14 protein-coding genes, 1 tRNA gene and 1 pseudogene are annotated in these 15,581 nt (G+C 59.6%); 6 read left to right on the top strand and 10 right to left on the bottom strand.

All coding sequences use genetic code 11. From position 1 onward, the window contains the following. Positions 1-15: 15 nt before the first annotated feature. The 3 genes and pseudogenes from LJ360_RS00650 to LJ360_RS00640 form a co-directional block, all read right to left on the bottom strand. On the bottom strand, positions 16-639 hold the full coding sequence (locus LJ360_RS00650) for a YbhB/YbcL family Raf kinase inhibitor-like protein (protein WP_091851812.1): 624 nt from the start codon (positions 637-639) through the stop codon (positions 16-18). 87 nt (positions 640-726) lie between these two features. Further along, positions 727-1,404 carry a TVP38/TMEM64 family protein gene (locus LJ360_RS00645; RefSeq protein ID WP_245742582.1) on the bottom strand — a complete coding sequence of 226 codons (678 nt, stop codon included), beginning with the start codon at positions 1,402-1,404 and terminating at the stop codon, positions 727-729. 163 nt (positions 1,405-1,567) lie between these two features. Next, positions 1,568-2,126: pseudogene (locus LJ360_RS00640) on the bottom strand (carboxymuconolactone decarboxylase family protein). 108 nt (positions 2,127-2,234) lie between these two features. On the opposite strand from LJ360_RS00640, the gene LJ360_RS00635 reads away from it, so the two are divergent. The 3 genes from LJ360_RS00635 to LJ360_RS00625 all read left to right on the top strand — a co-directional run bounded on the left by LJ360_RS00635 (position 2,235) and on the right by LJ360_RS00625 (position 6,045). Then, positions 2,235-2,846: a TetR/AcrR family transcriptional regulator gene (locus LJ360_RS00635; RefSeq protein ID WP_264994942.1), complete on the top strand. Its 612-nt coding sequence runs from the start codon at positions 2,235-2,237 to the stop codon at positions 2,844-2,846. Positions 2,847-2,879: 33 nt separating this feature from the next. Further along, a complete protein-coding gene (gene ilvD / locus LJ360_RS00630; RefSeq protein ID WP_264994941.1) occupies positions 2,880-4,556 on the top strand; it encodes a dihydroxy-acid dehydratase in 1,677 nt (558 codons plus the stop codon). A gap of 181 nt (positions 4,557-4,737) precedes the next feature. Then, entirely contained in the window at positions 4,738-6,045 is a 1,308-nt protein-coding gene (locus tag LJ360_RS00625; protein ID WP_264994940.1) for an NAD(P)/FAD-dependent oxidoreductase, read from the top strand. Between the two features lie 61 nt (positions 6,046-6,106). On the opposite strand, the gene LJ360_RS00620 is transcribed toward LJ360_RS00625, so the two are convergent. Next, positions 6,107-6,180: transfer RNA gene (locus tag LJ360_RS00620), tRNA-Gly, on the bottom strand. 139 nt (positions 6,181-6,319) lie between these two features. Between LJ360_RS00620 and LJ360_RS00615 the strand changes: the two genes are divergently transcribed. From LJ360_RS00615 to LJ360_RS00605, 3 genes are all read left to right on the top strand, one after another. Continuing rightward, positions 6,320-8,035 carry a potassium/proton antiporter gene (locus LJ360_RS00615; RefSeq protein WP_264994939.1) on the top strand — a complete coding sequence of 572 codons (1,716 nt, stop codon included), beginning with the start codon at positions 6,320-6,322 and terminating at the stop codon, positions 8,033-8,035. Positions 8,036-8,273: 238 nt separating this feature from the next. Further along, positions 8,274-8,732, top strand: coding sequence for a L,D-transpeptidase family protein (locus LJ360_RS00610; protein ID WP_413774441.1), 459 nt, complete (start codon positions 8,274-8,276; stop codon positions 8,730-8,732). A gap of 224 nt (positions 8,733-8,956) precedes the next feature. Continuing rightward, the gene (locus LJ360_RS00605; RefSeq protein ID WP_091851828.1) at positions 8,957-9,238 is read left to right on the top strand and encodes an Lpp/OprI family alanine-zipper lipoprotein; all 282 of its coding nucleotides are present in this window, start codon (positions 8,957-8,959) and stop codon (positions 9,236-9,238) included. A gap of 71 nt (positions 9,239-9,309) precedes the next feature. Here the strand turns inward: LJ360_RS00605 and LJ360_RS00600 are convergent, their stop codons facing one another. The 6 genes from LJ360_RS00600 to LJ360_RS00575 form a co-directional block, all read right to left on the bottom strand. Beyond that, positions 9,310-10,125: a slipin family protein gene (locus tag LJ360_RS00600; protein ID WP_177186111.1), complete on the bottom strand. Its 816-nt coding sequence runs from the start codon at positions 10,123-10,125 to the stop codon at positions 9,310-9,312. Then, on the bottom strand, positions 10,122-11,567 hold the full coding sequence (locus tag LJ360_RS00595; protein ID WP_264994938.1) for an NfeD family protein: 1,446 nt from the start codon (positions 11,565-11,567) through the stop codon (positions 10,122-10,124). The genes LJ360_RS00600 and LJ360_RS00595 overlap by 4 nt, the downstream gene beginning before the upstream one ends. Positions 11,568-11,642: 75 nt before the next feature. Next, positions 11,643-12,791 (bottom strand): L,D-transpeptidase family protein, encoded by a 1,149-nt coding sequence (locus LJ360_RS00590; protein WP_245742724.1) that lies wholly within the window; start codon positions 12,789-12,791, stop codon positions 11,643-11,645. 103 nt (positions 12,792-12,894) lie between these two features. Next, a complete protein-coding gene (locus tag LJ360_RS00585; RefSeq protein WP_413774440.1) occupies positions 12,895-13,464 on the bottom strand; it encodes a TMEM165/GDT1 family protein in 570 nt (189 codons plus the stop codon). Between the two features lie 268 nt (positions 13,465-13,732). Continuing rightward, on the bottom strand, positions 13,733-14,176 hold the full coding sequence (locus tag LJ360_RS00580) for a MarR family transcriptional regulator (RefSeq protein ID WP_091855094.1): 444 nt from the start codon (positions 14,174-14,176) through the stop codon (positions 13,733-13,735). 108 nt (positions 14,177-14,284) lie between these two features. Continuing rightward, positions 14,285-15,565, bottom strand: coding sequence for an MFS transporter (locus tag LJ360_RS00575; RefSeq protein ID WP_091855092.1), 1,281 nt, complete (start codon positions 15,563-15,565; stop codon positions 14,285-14,287). Positions 15,566-15,581 lie beyond the last annotated feature (16 nt).

Below are 15,581 nucleotides of genomic sequence, written 5' to 3'. Positions count from 1 at the left end.
GGAAGGAAAAACCGATCAGCGAAGATCCGGATTCAGTGTGTAAGTGGCCGTAACCCGCTCGCTGGCCAGTACGTGTCCTTCCATCGCCTTGCGGACAGCCTCACCATCGAACTCGCCGTCCAGGCCGAGGGTTTCCACATCCAGGGCATAGACCTCGTAGTGATAGTGGTGCACCAACTCGTCGTTCCAGGGCGGGCAGGGGCCGTCATAGCCACCGTAGGTGCCAGCCATGTCCGGGTTACCGGCCAGGAACTGGGTGAAATTGTTGACGCCGCGGATGCCAATGGGGCCAGGGCCCGCCTGCTTGCCCTTGGGGCTGACGCCATCGCTGTCCTCGCCTTCGGGAATACAGCTGGTGGTAGCGGGAATATCCACCAGCAGCCAGTGGAAGAAATCCACCCGGGGAATGTCTTTCGAGACTGTCTTGCCTTCCTGGTTGACGTCGTCTGCCACGCTGGGAACGTCGGAATCAAACATCACCACGGCAAAGCTCTTTGTACCTTCAGGCGCGTCCTGCCAGGTGACTTCCGGGTTGCGGTTGGGACCGAAGCTCATGTGGTCTTCTTCGCTGTACACACCAAACGCAAACTTCTCCGGGACCGGCTGGCCCTCGGTAATGCCGTTAAACTGAACCTTCATGGTTTGCTCCTGTTGGCTGTCACAAATACTCCCCGGTTTTAGCAGTTGCGTGGCGGACTTGTCCAGATCAGCGAACCCTGATGCAGGTCAGCGGGAAGGCCCGGAGTGACTGCGCCGGCGCCACAACAAGGGGGTCAGCGCCATCGCCAGCAATAGCACCCCCGCCGCCAGGACAGTCCATACCGGATGAACCTCCAGGGTGTGTCCCAGTCCGGCGAATACAAAGGTCATGGGCATCATGCCAATCACTGACGCCAGCAGGAATCGCAAGGCTGTGACGGAGGTAAGCCCGGCAGCATAGCTGATCAGCGCAAACGAAAATAACGGCACCAGCCGCGTAAACAGAATGCCCCAGAAAAGTGATCGCTGCGGTGCGTCAGAAGCAAAGACAGGGTGATTCGACAGCTTGCGCCGGAAGTAGTCCCTGGCGAGGATACGACTGCTCCAGAAGGCCACCATGGCGCCCAGCGACGCGCCCGTCACTGCAATCAGGGTTCCCTGAAGCATGCCAAAGGCCAGCCCCGAAGCTGCGCTGACTGGCAAGGTAGGGATGGGGCCCACTACGACAGCCAGTACCATCAGCAGAACCAGCAACAATGGTCCCCAGTGGCCTTCACCCTGCAACCAGGAGGACAGGCCTGATGGAGAGAGGGAAGCTGGTGCCCCCAACGCCTGAAGCACAACCCAGATTCCCGCCATCAACACGGTCAGCCCGGCAATGGCCAGCAATCGGATCAGCAGGGTCTGGCGTTGCAGGGGTTTCAAGATGGACACCGCTCCGGGGGAAATAAAAAAGGCGCGCTACTATACCGCAACGCGCCCGAAGGGGTTTAGTACCCTGAGTCAGAGAGCTTGCAACCCTGAGTCATCAATCGAGGATCACTCCCCATTTTTTGGACGCTCAGGGAGCCCCAGGATTACAGCAGCATCAGGAATTTTTCTTCCACTCAAACTTTTTGAATGGCTCGTCGATGGGCGTCTCGGCAATGTGGTTGACATAGTTACTCATGGTCTTCTGGGCCACACCGAGGATCACTTCCAGCACCTGCTGTTGCCCGTAGCCGGCATCATAGATAGAAGGCCTGCAAATCATCCTTCGTGACGTTACCGCGCTTGCGGACAACCGCCAGGGTAAAGTTGCGCAGCGCTTCCAGCTTTTCATCCGACAGTGGCGTTTCGTTACGCAGGGCTTCTGTGATCTCTTCCGGCACTTTCATCATGTTGGCGATGCCGGTGTGGGCGGGAACGCAGTAATGGCACTCGTTCTCCACATTGATGGTCTGCCAGACCACCGTCTGTTCGTTGGCATTGAAGCTGGTGCTGGTAAACAGGCCGTAGAGGGTCTGGTAGCCCTCGAGCAGGCCCGGTGCTTCCGCCATCACCGCGTGCAGGCTGGGAATCATGCCCATGTTCTTTTTTGAGCCTTCCAGCAGGGGTTTGGCGCCTTCGGGGGCAGAGTCGACATCGTGCAAGGCAAAGTCAGTCATAGGAACCTCCGTTTTTGAATAATCGCTCAATTTCAACCTCACCCTAACTATATTTGAGTGACTATTCAAGTTATAATCGCACAAATTCTGACCGGCGGATGTTATTCCATGCCAAGAATCGCCAAGTATGACCGGGAAAAAGCCCTGGATGATGCCGTTAGACTGTTCTGGGAGCGGGGCTACGGCGGTGCCTCAATGAAACAGATCGAGCAGGCGCTAGATATGCGGCCCGGCAGCCTGTATGCCACCTTTGGCAACAAGGATGGTCTGTTCCGGGAAGCGTTGGCGGTGTATACAGGGCGCATGTCCAACTCCATGGGCAGAGCACTGGAAGAGTCGCCAACCATCATGGAGGGCATCTTCACTTACCTGAGATCCCTCACAGAGCAGATTACCGCCCCGGATTCTCCCGCAAGGGCCTGCCTGGTCGTGAAGACCCTCCTGGAAGTGACTTCCGACCAGCCGGAACTTCGGGACCTCGTTAACCGACGCCTCCGGGAAGTCGAAGACTACCTGGCCGAACTGTTCGAACGGGCACGGGAGCAAGGTGAGCTGAAACCGGGCGTAGACAGCCGCCGGCTCGCCCGGCTGGTCCAGGCCCAGATCATGGGGTTACGCTCGCTGGCCCAGCGGGACATCGACACAGGCAGCGTTAAAAACCTGACCGAAGACATCATTACCGCCCTGGGCGCCTTTACGCAGCACCCCACCACGCACTAACCTCTTGGGACACCACGTTTCAGGAGAGAGACCATGACCGACGACAAGCGACGTCGCCACTCTGCCCCGGTGGTTGATGGCCTGGGCAAGTCCGCCAGCCGCGCCATGCTGCGGGCGGTGGGCTTTACCGACGAGGATTTCCGCAAGCCACAGGTAGGCATTGCCTCCACCTGGAGCAACCTCACCCCCTGCAACATGCACATCGACGGCCTCGCGCGGGAAGCCGCCAAGGGCGCCGACCAGGCCGGTGGCAAAAGTTTGATTTTCAATACCATCACGGTTTCTGACGGCATCGCCAACGGCACCGAGGGTATGAAGTATTCCCTGGTGTCCCGGGAGGTCATCGCCGACTCCATCGAAACCGTGGCCGGCTGCGAGGGCTTTGACGGGTTGGTGGCCATCGGCGGCTGCGACAAGAACATGCCCGGCTGCATGATGGGCCTGGCGCGTCTGGATAGGCCGTCGGTATTCGTCTACGGCGGCACCATCCAGCCCGGGGAGAATCACACCGACATCATCTCCGTATTCGAGGCGGTGGGCGCCCATGCGCAGGGCAACATGGACCTGATCGAAGTAAAACAGATCGAGGAAACCGCCATCCCGGGTCCCGGCTCCTGCGGTGGCATGTATACCGCCAACACCATGGCCTCAGCTATCGAGGCCATGGGCATGAGCCTGCCGGGCAGCTCTGCCCAGAATGCGGTGTCTGACACCAAGCTGGCGGATTGCGAAGCGGCGGGGGCCGCGGTGCTGAAGTTGCTGGAGGGAGACATCAAACCCTCCGACATCATGACCCGCAAAGCCTTCGAGAACGCCATTACCGTGGTCATCGCCCTGGGGGGGTCCACCAATGCGGTGCTGCACCTGCTGGGCATGGCCAGCACCATTGGCGTGGAGCTGAGCCTGGACGATTTCGTGCAAATCGGTAAAAAGGTGCCGGTACTGGCAGACTTGCGGCCGTCTGGTCACTACATGATGTCAGAGCTGGTCGCCATTGGCGGTATCCAGCCGCTGATGAAGATGCTGCTGGACCGGGGCCTGCTGCACGGCGACTGCCTGACAGTGACCGGCAAGACCCTGGCCGAGAACCTGGCCGGCGTGGATCCCTACCCGGAAGGCCAGGACATCATCCATGCCTTCGAAAACCCCATCAAGGCGGACAGCCATTTGCGGATTCTCTTCGGCAACCTGGCCCCAACGGGTTCGGTCGCCAAGATTACCGGCAAGGAAGGCACTCACTTCACCGGCACAGCCAAGGTGTTCCACTCGGAGGAAGAGGCCCAGGAACGTATCCTGGACGGCTCAGTGGTCGCTGGTGATGTGCTGGTCATCCGTTACGAGGGACCAAAGGGCGGCCCCGGTATGCGGGAGATGCTCAGCCCCACCTCTGCCATCATGGGCCGTGGCCTGGGCAGTGACGTGGCACTGATCACCGACGGCCGCTTCTCCGGTGGCAGCCACGGTTTTGTCGTGGGTCACATCACGCCGGAAGCCGCCGAGGGCGGTCCCATCGCGCTGGTGGAGAACGGTGATACCATTACCATCGACGCCGTGAGTAACACCATAGAACTGGCTGTGTCTGAGGAAGAAATGGAGAGACGCCGCAAGGCGTGGCAGCCCCCGGCCCCCAGGGTGACCCGTGGGGTGCTGGCCAAGTATGCCCGCACCGTCAGTTCCGCTTCCACCGGCGCAGTTACCGACCTGCCCTGACAAATAGAGAGATACGCCGGGCCTGCTAAACAACGGCCCGGCAGCAAGCTCCACTGGCTCCAAAGAGCCCCTAAATCAGACTAACTGCCTGCCAGTGATGAGAGGCAGGCGTCCTGCTACCGGTTACCCGCCCGGGTAACGGAAGGACTCCTGCCTGTCCTCACTTACAGGAACACTTTCTATGGAACACAAACACCATATCGTGGTGGTTGGCGGTGGTGCCGGCGGCCTGGAACTGGTTACCCGCCTGGGCAACAGGCTCGGGCGCAAGGGCAAGGCCCGTATCACCCTGGTGGACGCCGGTCTGACCCATGTCTGGAAACCCCTGCTGCACGAAGTCGCTTCCGGCTCGCTGGATGCCAGTGCCAACGAGATCAACTACCGGGCCCATGCCCGCAAACACCACTACGAGTTCCAGCTGGGCCGCATGACTGGCCTGGACCGGCAGGATCACCGTATCGTCATTGCGCCGTTCCATGACAGCGAAGGCAATGAAGTCGTGCCGGAGCGTCACATCCGGTACGACACCCTGGTGCTTGCCGTGGGCAGTACGGCAAATGACTTCGGCACCCCCGGCGCCCAGGACCACTGCCTGTTCCTGGACAGCCTGCCCCAGGCCCGGCGCTTCCATAACCTGATGCTTAACGCCTTCCTGCGCAAGAACCACTATGCGAAGGAGGGCCATGACCACCAGTTGCCCATCACCATCATCGGCGCCGGGGCTACTGGTGTGGAGCTCGCCGCCGAGCTGCGCCTTGCATCCCGTGAATTACCGGTCTATGGCATGAACCATCTCAGCCCCGAAGATATCCGTGTGTCGGTTATCGAAGCCGCGGACCGCATCCTGCCTGCGCTACCCGCCCGGCTTTCACTGGCTGCCACCCGTGAACTGCAGAATCAGGATGTACAGGTGCTCACTGGCCAGCCGGTAGCAGAAGTACGGAAGAATGTGGTGGTAATGAAAGATGGCACTGAAATCCCTTCCGAAATGACCATCTGGGCTGCTGGCATCAAGGCACCGGAATGGCTGGGCAGGCTGGACGTGGAAACGACCCGGGGTAACCAGGTCGCCGTCAAGCAGACCCTGCAGTCCGTCACCGACCCGGATATCTTTGCCTTTGGCGACTGCGCGGCCTGCCCGCAACCAGGTTCGGACCGACCGGTACCACCTCGGGCCCAGGCCGCCCACCAGCAGGCCGACACCCTGTTCAAGACACTGCGTCATCGCCTGGAAGGTGGCGAGCCAGTACCGTTTGTCTACCACGACCATGGCTCACTGATTAACTTCAGCCGCTACACCACGGTGGGCAACCTGATGGGCAATCTCTCCGGGCGTTCCATGTACGTGGAAGGCAAGGTAGCCCGGCTGTTCTATGCGTCTCTCTACCGGATGCACCAGAACGCCCTGCACGGGCCAGTCCGTACTGCCATCATATGGGCCATGGACCGGGTCAGCCGGGCCATGCAGCCGAGGTTGAAGCTGCACTGATTTCCAACCAGTGCTACACCAGTTTAAGAGAAGGTCCGACCAGGTGGGGTGTGTGAAATTCTGGAGCGGGTGAAGGGAATCGAACCCTCGTCTTAAGCTTGGGAAGCTTCTGCTCTACCATTGAGCTACACCCGCGTTGGCCTCAATATAGGCCTGCATGTGAAAACAGGCAATACCCACCGGCATTCATCCCTGTGGCACCTGTTGTGACGCGAAAGGTACCCGGGGTTTTCGGGACAGCTGTTATTGATCGTATAACCTGAACGGAGAGTGCATGGATCCCTACCTCATATTGATCGGCGCCGCCATGCTCGTAATGAGCATACTGCTCAGCCCGCTTTCCAGTCGGGTGGGCGTGCCGGTGCTGCTGATCTTTCTCGGGGTGGGGATGCTGATGGGCGAGGACGGCGCCGGTGGTATCCGCTTCGATGACTTTGAGCTGGCCTTTGTCATCGGCAACCTGGCGCTGGCCGTCATCCTCCTGGATGGCGGTATGCGTACCCGGGCCGAAACCTTTCGGGTGGGCCTCAAGCCGGCTATGCTGCTGGCGACGGTGGGTGTCCTCATAACCGCCGTGCTGGCCGGCCTCTGTGCCTGGCTGGTTTTCGACCTGCACTGGATGGTCGCGCTGCTGATCGGTGCCATCATCTCCTCCACCGACGCGGCTGCCGTATTTTCCCTGCTACAGGGCCATGGGCTTCATCTGAACGAGCGTGTCAGCGCCACGCTGGAGATCGAGTCCGGCAGCAACGACCCCATGGCCATCTTCCTGACCCTGATGCTGGTCAGCATGCTCAGCGCCGGGGGTGCCTCTTCCCTGACGGACGGACTCACAATGCTGGTCAGCCAGTTCGGTATTGGCGCCGTCATTGGCACCCTGGGCGGATTCCTGGTTGTCGAAATGGCCAACCGGGTCCGCCTGACCGCAGCACTTTACCCGCTCATGGTGGGTGCCGCAGGCCTGTGCGTCTTTGCCGGCACCAATATCCTCGGTGGCAGTGGCTTCCTCGCGATCTACCTCGCCGGAGTCATTATCGGCAACCGGCCGGTGCGTATGATGCCCATGATCCTGCAGGTTCATGATGGCCTGGCATGGCTGGCACAGCTATGCCTGTTCCTGATGCTGGGCCTGCTGGTGAGTCCGTCGGACCTGTTGCCGCTGGTCGGCGGCGGCCTGATCCTCGCCCTCGCGCTGATCTTCGTGATCCGCCCGCTGGCTGTTTTCAGTACCCTGTGGCCTTTCGGCTTTAACCGGCGCGAACTGCTGTATATAAGCTGGGTCGGTCTGCGGGGAGCAGTGCCCATCGTGCTGGCCCTGTTCCCGATCATGGCGGGACTGCCCGAAGCCCGTGACATCTTCCATTTTGCGTTCTTCATTGTGCTGGTATCACTGGTGGTTCAGGGCAGCTCGCTCGCACCCCTGGCCCGCAAACTCAAACTGGAAGTACCGGCCACTGGCGAGCCCTATCGCCGCCTGCCCCTGGATGTCCCCGCCGCCGGCGACCATGAGCTGATGTTGTTCCCGTTACGCGGGGATCGCTGGGACGACCCCCGCCCCCTGGGGCAACTACAGCTGCCTGACAACACCTCGATTGCTGGCGTCTTCCGCAACCGACAGTGCCTCGCCCCGAGCCCCGACCTGGTTATCTCGAAAGGTGACGTGGTCGCCGTATTCGCTGTGTCCGGCGCCCTGTCGGAACTGGGCAAATCCCTGTCGGGCAAGCAGGCGCCGCGTCACCTTGCTGAACGCGCCTTCTTCGGCGACTTCGTACTCAATGGTGATGCCCTGTTGGGGGATGTGGAGCAGGTCTATGGTATTGAATTCGACGAGCTGCCCCCGGAACTCTCCCTCGCAGAGTGTTTTGCAAAGCGCACCAAGGGCCACCCTGTTGTCGGTGACAAGGTCACCCTGGGGCCGGTCGTACTGGTCGCCCGGGCAACTGAGTCAGACCGGGTCACCAAGGTGGGCCTGAAGATGACCGACTCCTGAACCGGGAAATAGACTGCGGGTCATTGAAACCTTCTGTGACATATGCCCACAAATGTTACCTACGCGTAACCTCAACAATGTGCTATAAAGTGGCGAAATTATGATCATTTCAATCAACACCTGACGGACCATGATGGATACACTGACTATGTTGCGCAGCTACCTGACAACAGCGTTGCTCGCTACACTGGCACTGCTTGCCACAACGACCCAGGGGGCGGAATTACGGACGCTGGCCATGGCAGAGCCCCAACCGGCCATCAGCAAGATCGGCACGGTCAGTGAAGTCGTAGTACGAAAGGCAGAGCGGCGCCTGTACCTGCTGTCCGGCGAGCGGGTGGTTCGCGACTACCGGATTTCCCTCGGCAAGACGCCGGAAGGCCACAAGCTCTACGAGGGCGACAGCCGGACACCCGAAGGCGACTACACCCTCGACTTCCGCAATCCCAACAGCGACTTCTATAAGTCGATCCGTGTTTCCTATCCCAGTCCCAGGGACCGGAAACTGGCCGAAGCCTGGGGCCTGCGCCCCGGCGGCAACATCATGATCCACGGCCTGCCCAATGACGTGGGCGATATGGCCTTCGCCTATAAGGGGCTGGACTGGACCGATGGCTGCATCGCGGTCAACAACGAAGAAATGGATGAGATCTGGCAACTGGTAGAGGTGGGCACGCCCATCCGGATTCTGCCCTGAAATCGGCCGAAAAACCCAGATATTCAAAAAGTTCCTGACAACAGACTTACGTTTATGTAATTACCTAAGAATTTTTACGTATCCCGAGTTAACATTTTTATCGGGAGTGTTTTACACTGTCATTGAATCCGGCGGTAAGCCGTCGGACCCGATTTAACAGGATGTTATTTATTCAGAACTTCTGCACCACAGGAAGTATAACGACCAATAAGGGGATTCTAGACATGCGTAAGTTGACGATCGCAGGGTTTGCACTGGCCACCGCACTGACTGCTGGCTGTGCCACTACTGACCAGGCTGCCATTGATGAGGCAAATGCAACTGCAAGCTCTGCTGAGCAGACTGCAAGCAACGCCCTGAGCACTGCCAACAACGCTGACCGCAAGGCCAACACTGCCCTGCGTCGCGCCGAGCAGGCCCTGGCAGAAGCCAAGGAAGCCAAGCAAGCTGCAGACGAAGCCAACGAGCGCGCTGCTCGCATGCTTCAGCGTTCCAGCCAGAAGTAAGGCCGGATAGCTTCGTTGAAAAAGGCCGGCGATTGCCGGCCTTTTTTGTCTCTGAACACTCTTGAGCCTTGTTACAAGGCTGCCCCGGGCGAGTTCTCCGGTTTCGGTCCATCCTGCGAGGACCCGGCGCTTTCTCCGGCTTTCTTCCTGAACGCCTCCATGATGTCCATCGGTAACGGGAACACAATCGTGGATGCGTTGCTGGTACTCATGTCAGCCAGGGTCTGCAGGTAACGCAGCTGCATCGCCCCTGAATCCACTGACATCACCTGGGCGGCTTCAACCAGCTTCCTGGATGCCTGCAGTTCGCCTTCCGCATGGATCACCTTCGCGCGACGCTCCCGCTCGGCTTCCGCCTGACGGGCGATGGCGCGGATCATCGACTCATTCAGATCCACGTGCTTGATCTCAACGTTGGCCACCTTGATACCCCAGTCCTCGGTCTGGGCATCGATGATTTCCTGGATGTCAGAATTGAGCTTGTCCCGTTCGGAAAGCATCTCGTCCAGGTCATGCTTGCCCAGCACCGACCTCAGCGTGGTCTGGGAAAGCTGACTGGTCGCCGATCCGTAGTCCTCCACCCGCAGGATAGCCTTTTCAGGATCCACAACCCGGAAATAGAGCACTGCATTTACCCGAACCGTCACGTTGTCCTTGGAGATCACGTCCTGGCTGGGGACATCCAGGGTTATAACCCGCAAATCAACCCGCACCATCTGTTGGATGCCCGGGATGATAATGATCAAGCCGGGGCCCTTTACCCCCTGAAAGCGGCCCAGGAAAAAAACCACGCCCCGCTCATATTCCGGCAGAATCCGGATAGCAGAGCCAAGAATCAGTAATAGCACCACAATGGGTGCAATCCACGGAATCAGTTCACCTATCATAATGCCTCCTGACGGCCATGATCTGGTTGCTCCGGGGCCACCTTCACAGTGAGGCCCTCTACCGACTGTACACGAACCCACTGGCCATCGGTGATGGCCTCGTTACTGATGGCATTCCAGCGTTCGCCGGAAAGCCTGACATGGCCACGATAGTAGTCGCCATCCCGGGAAAAGTCTTCCAAAGACCGGCAGCGTTCCTCGGGCATGTGTTCGGTGCCCACAGCGGGGGCCTTTCGCCTTAACCCTATAAACCGGGTGACTGTCCACAGTATGAAACCACCGGCCACGGCCGCAGTACCACCCACGGCTGGCAAGGAGATTGCTTGGTGGGAGCCATCCATCAGGATTACCGAGCCCAACACAAAGGCAACGATCCCGCCAACCCCCAACATCCCGAAGCTGGGCATGAAAGCCTCACCAACGATAAAGGCAAGCCCGAGCAGGATCAGCGCCAGGCCAGCGTAATTAACGGAGAGCACCTGGAAGGCGAACAGCGCCAGCACCAGGCAGATGGCACCAATCACCCCGGGGTAGAGGCTACCGGGGTTTGCCAGTTCGAAAATGATGCCGTAGAAACCGATGATCATCAGGAAGTAAGCCACGTTGGGATCGGTGATCACCGATAGCAGACTGGTACGCCAGTCAGGTTGCTGGCGCACGATGGCGAGGTTTTCGGTGTCCAGGGTACGGGTTCCGGAAGCCATCACGACGTCACGCCCGTGAACCTGGCTGAGCAGGTCGTCCAGGTCCGTGGCGACCACATCGATGACATTCTGATCGAGCGCCTCTGTGGCACCCAGGTTTACGGCTTCCCGTACCGCCCGCTCGGCCCAGTCCCCGTTGCGTCCGTGGCGATCCGCCAGGCCACGGATGTAGCTAACCGCATCTTCCATGACCTTGCGTTCCATCGCGGTGCTGTTCTTGTCCGAACGGGACTCGTCTGTCTGCTCCTCGCCAGTCCTGGATTCACCGCTGGGCTCACCGGGGGTCTCCTCGCTTCCGGGCATGCCCCCCATCTGCACTGGCGTGGCTGAACCGAGGTTGGTGGCCGGGGACATGGCCGCGATATGGCTGCCGTAGAGTATGTAGGTACCGGCGCTGGCCGCCCGGGCACCGGCCGGCGTCACCCAGGTGGCCACGGGTACATCGGATGCCAGTATCGCCTTGATGAGTGTACGGGTGGAGTCCATCAGCCCGCCAGGGGTGTCCAGCTGCAATACCACGATTGCAGCGCCGTTTTCTTCGGCGTCCTCAATTCCCCGCACCACGTAGTCCATGGTTGCAGGGCCGATCGCACCGTCAATCGTCAGGACGACGGCTTTCCGCTCTTCGGAGGACTGTGCGAATACCCACTGCCCGACACTCAATACAAGGCCAAGCAGCATCAGACCCAGCCACAGGCCGTATCGATGCCGTCCCGTCGGGGCTTTAATTCGTTCCATGGCCTGCTCCCTTCGATAAGCATCCCCTGTCCCTCATGGGTCAGGGGGCGTTGTCCCAGGCCTGGCCTCCCGCCGTCAGAACCAGCGCTGCGGGGAGGTAGAGCCGGGGTTATCGGACGACCGGCCTACCGGTTCGGTACCCACGCTTTTGGTGGGCCCCGCCGAATCATCGTCGCGGCTGGCCAGCTGCGTCACCCTCTCTCCAATCATACGCGGAACACCGTCTGCCTGATCAACGGCCTGTTCCACAACCCGCCGCTGGATCTCAAGTCCCTTGTTATCTTCGGAATAGGCCTCGAGCACCTTGTTCACCTGTTGCCAGAGACGCTCTTTTTCATCGTCCGGGTACTCTTCCTTGGCACGGTGCACCTCCAGCCACAGCTGGCCGTTACGCAGCCCTACCTTGACCGGCTGATGAATGACCTGAACCGGGGTGCCCTTTGGAACTTCCTTGACGAAGCGCGAGATATCATCGTTATACATGCGGAAACAGCCATGGCTGACCTGCATGCCCACGCCGAATCCCTTGTTGGTGCCATGGATCAGATAGCCGTCTTCACTCAACATCAGGGCGTGGCTGCCCAGAGGATTCTCCGGCCCCGGCGGGATCATCCGCGGCAGATATTCACCGCTGGCTTCGTATTCGGCCCGGATACTCGCCGGCGGGTACCAGGCTGGCGATTCCAGGCCCATGGTGACTTCCGCATCGGTCAGGGGAGAGGGGTTATCTTCGGTCCCTACCCCGACCGGGAATACCTGAACGCCGCCATCGCGGAAATAATACAGGCGGTACTCGGCCAGGTTGATGACGATGCCTTCCCGGCGGGAGTCCGGAAGCACGTACTTGCGCGGCAGAGTAATGCGGGTGCCGTCTCCGGGCAGCCAGGGGTCTACTTCAGGATTTGCCTTCACCAACTCCAGGTAACCCAGGCTACGCTGAGTGCCTATTTCCGCAAAGGTATCCTCGTAGCGGGTCGTCATCATCTGTAACTTCCCTGCGAGATCACCTTCCAGCACCCATACCGGCGAGCGACTCCGACTATCCTTCGGGCCGGGGTTTTCCTCGCTGGCATTGTCGTTCGCCTGTGCTGGACTCTCCAGTGGCGTACCACCACGAGCCTGGCCGGTTTGCGGGGTTTCCTGGGCCGAAACGCAAAGGGCAGCGCTCCAGGCCAGCAGGCCAGTGATCATCAGTGCAAAACCAGAGTTCAGGTTTTTAACCATTTGGGTATTCCCGATCGAAACCCAGCACCACGTTGCGGGCCGGGCAAGACTTGTTGCTAACTTGGACGCCGCCGTCTCGGCGGAGTTCCGTTCACTATCGATACTAAAGGCCATTGAATGCCGCCAGCACGGTGATCACAGCCAATACCATGAACAGGATACTGGCACCGATCCTGGCCGTTGCCATGGGCATTCGTTCCATTATCCATTTGCCAGCGAGGATGACCGGCACGTTGGCCAACAGCATACCAACGGTAGTGCCCACGATCACCCAGAAGGTTGCATCGTAACGAGCTGCGAGCACAACGGTGGCAATCTGCGTCTTGTCACCGATCTCCGCCAGGAAGAACATGAGGGTAGTGGCCGCAAAGGCCCCCAGCCCAAGCAGTTTGGAATCTTCGCCACCTTCCTTGTCCGGAAATAATAACCAGAGCGCAATCGCCACGAAACTGCCCGCCACCAGCCAGGGCACCCAAGCCTGCGGTAGCCAGCTTGCCACCCACGCACCCAGCAGGGCCGACAGCCCGTGATTCACCAGGGTGGCAATCAGTATGCCGAGAATAACAGGGGTACGACGATGGAAACGGGTAATCAGGAAAAGTGACAGCAGCTGGGTCTTGTCGCCGATCTCGGCAATAAAAACAGAGAGTGTGGAGGCGAGGAAAGCATCCATAACATTGGCAGTCCGGGGCGGAACGTGACGACATGAGGAACGACCACCCTCCGCCCTTGGAAGTGGCTGTTCCCCAGGTCTTGTCAGTTCCGCCTGCTGCTGCCAGGTCCCGGCATTCTCGCAGCACCACCAGAACGTGATGGCCACGGAGATGTGCTCCGATTATGTTGACCATCACCCGCAACGGTATATCGTTACGGAGACTACTCCCCTGAAGGAGAAGCAAGCATAGCGATCCACCCGATAAAACTCAACCGGGCAGTAAAGGCTACTTCTTGAGGTCTGCGGCGTTTTCCATAACCCGTTGGAAGACGCTCAGCGCAACTTCCAGGTCCTTGTCCTCAATGCCCTTGAGCATTTCATCGCGCAGCAGGTTGCCTCGCTCATTGAGGTCACTCATGAAGCGCTCACCAGCACCGGTGAGGTACAGGCGACGAGCCCGTCGATCACGCTTACAGGGCCGGCGTTCGATAAGACCCTGCTCCTCCAGGCTGTCAAGCAGGCGCACCAGGGTGGGGTTCTCGATCGCCATCAGGTGAGCCAGCTCCCGCTGGGTCAATCCCTCACCACCGCGTTGCAGGTACACCATGGTGGACCAGCGTGCCTGGGTCACCCCCAGATCCTTCAGGCGCTCATCCAACAGCTTGCGCCAGCGCCGGGTCACCCGGGCGACGGCAAATGGAAACTGGTCTCGAAGTGTTTGCGGGTCCATGTCTCTGTCCTGATTACTGAAGATTCAGCAATAGTAAGCTAATCATTGAGACGAACACAAGTTACACATTGATCAGGTTTGCGCCAGGTCAATATGTAATTTGCAATGTCATGCCGATTCCCGTGCCAGTTCGTCAGCCTCCGCTTCCGGAGACGCATGAAACTCCTCGTTCCGGGGGTCGATTTCCACCAGCACAGGCGAGGCTTCGGGCATGGCAGCGACAAAGTGCTCCTGCTCCTCCACCGGCACATCGGGGGTATGGCTGATACGGTAACTGGTGGCAATCGCAAGCATGACCAGGAAACCCGCACTGCCCCAGAACAGGCCTGATGGCCCGAGAACACCCATCAGTTCCGCCATCACAACGGGACCGATTACGCTGCCTATGCCATAACTCAGCAGCAAGGTGGCACTGGCGGCGACGATACGGTGGGATTCCATGCGGTCATTGGTGATAGCCACCGCTATGGGATAAAGCGTGGCGGAGAGACCGGTAAAAAGGCCCACCAGCAACATCAGCAGCATCAGGTTGGCACTGCCGACTATCGCCACGGCCACCGCAGTTGCTGCAGCACCCACCGCCACGATAAACATCACCCGACGCCGGTCAAAGGTGTCGCAGATACGCCCCAACGGCCAGGCCAGGATCATTGCCGCCACGATAGCTGCCGCCATGAAAAATGACGTGCGGGATACGTCCAGCCCCGCCATGGTGGCGTAAACCGGCCCCAGCGCATAGAAACCACCGATCAGTACACCACAGGTCAGCGCCCCCGCCATCCCGGTGAACGACTCCCGCGCCAGGGTAAAGAACGACATTCGCTCCGCCGTTTCAATGTGAGGCGCTTCCATACGTGTCAGCGACAGTGGAATCAGTGCCAGCGTCAGCAGGATGGCAGCCAGGGTGAAAGGCATGAAGTTGGCAGGGTCACCCAGGTTGACCACCAGTTGCCCCCCGGCGGCGGCAATGTAGAACACAATCTGGTAGACCGCGAACAGCGCTCCCCGGTTACTGTTGGTGGCCCGGCTACTGAACCAGCTTTCGATAACGACCAGCACGCCGGCAATGCTGAAACCGGAGAGGGCCCGGAGCAGCGCCCATAACACCATGGTGACTGACAGTGGATAGACCAGGGCAGTAACCGCGGCCAGGGCCGCAAAGACCGCGAACGCGCGGATATGGCCCACACGGGCAATAATGCGGCTCACATACAGGGTGCCCAGCACAAACCCAACGGAATAACAGACCAGCACCCAGCCGATCACCGAAGGCTCCACCGACTCGATACTAAGGCGGATACCCAACAGTGTTGTCAGGAAGGCGTTGCCACTGACCAGAAGAATAATACTGATGATCAGCGCCGACAGGGACGCCACCATTCGGGTCATCGGGAAATCTCCGGGA

This window comes from Marinobacter sp. AN1 (assembly GCF_026013985.1).
In the GTDB taxonomy this organism is placed as follows: domain Bacteria; phylum Pseudomonadota; class Gammaproteobacteria; order Pseudomonadales; family Oleiphilaceae; genus Marinobacter; species Marinobacter segnicrescens.
Note: the sequence above shows the minus strand (reverse complement) of the source record. Positions and strands in the feature narration are given on the sequence as shown.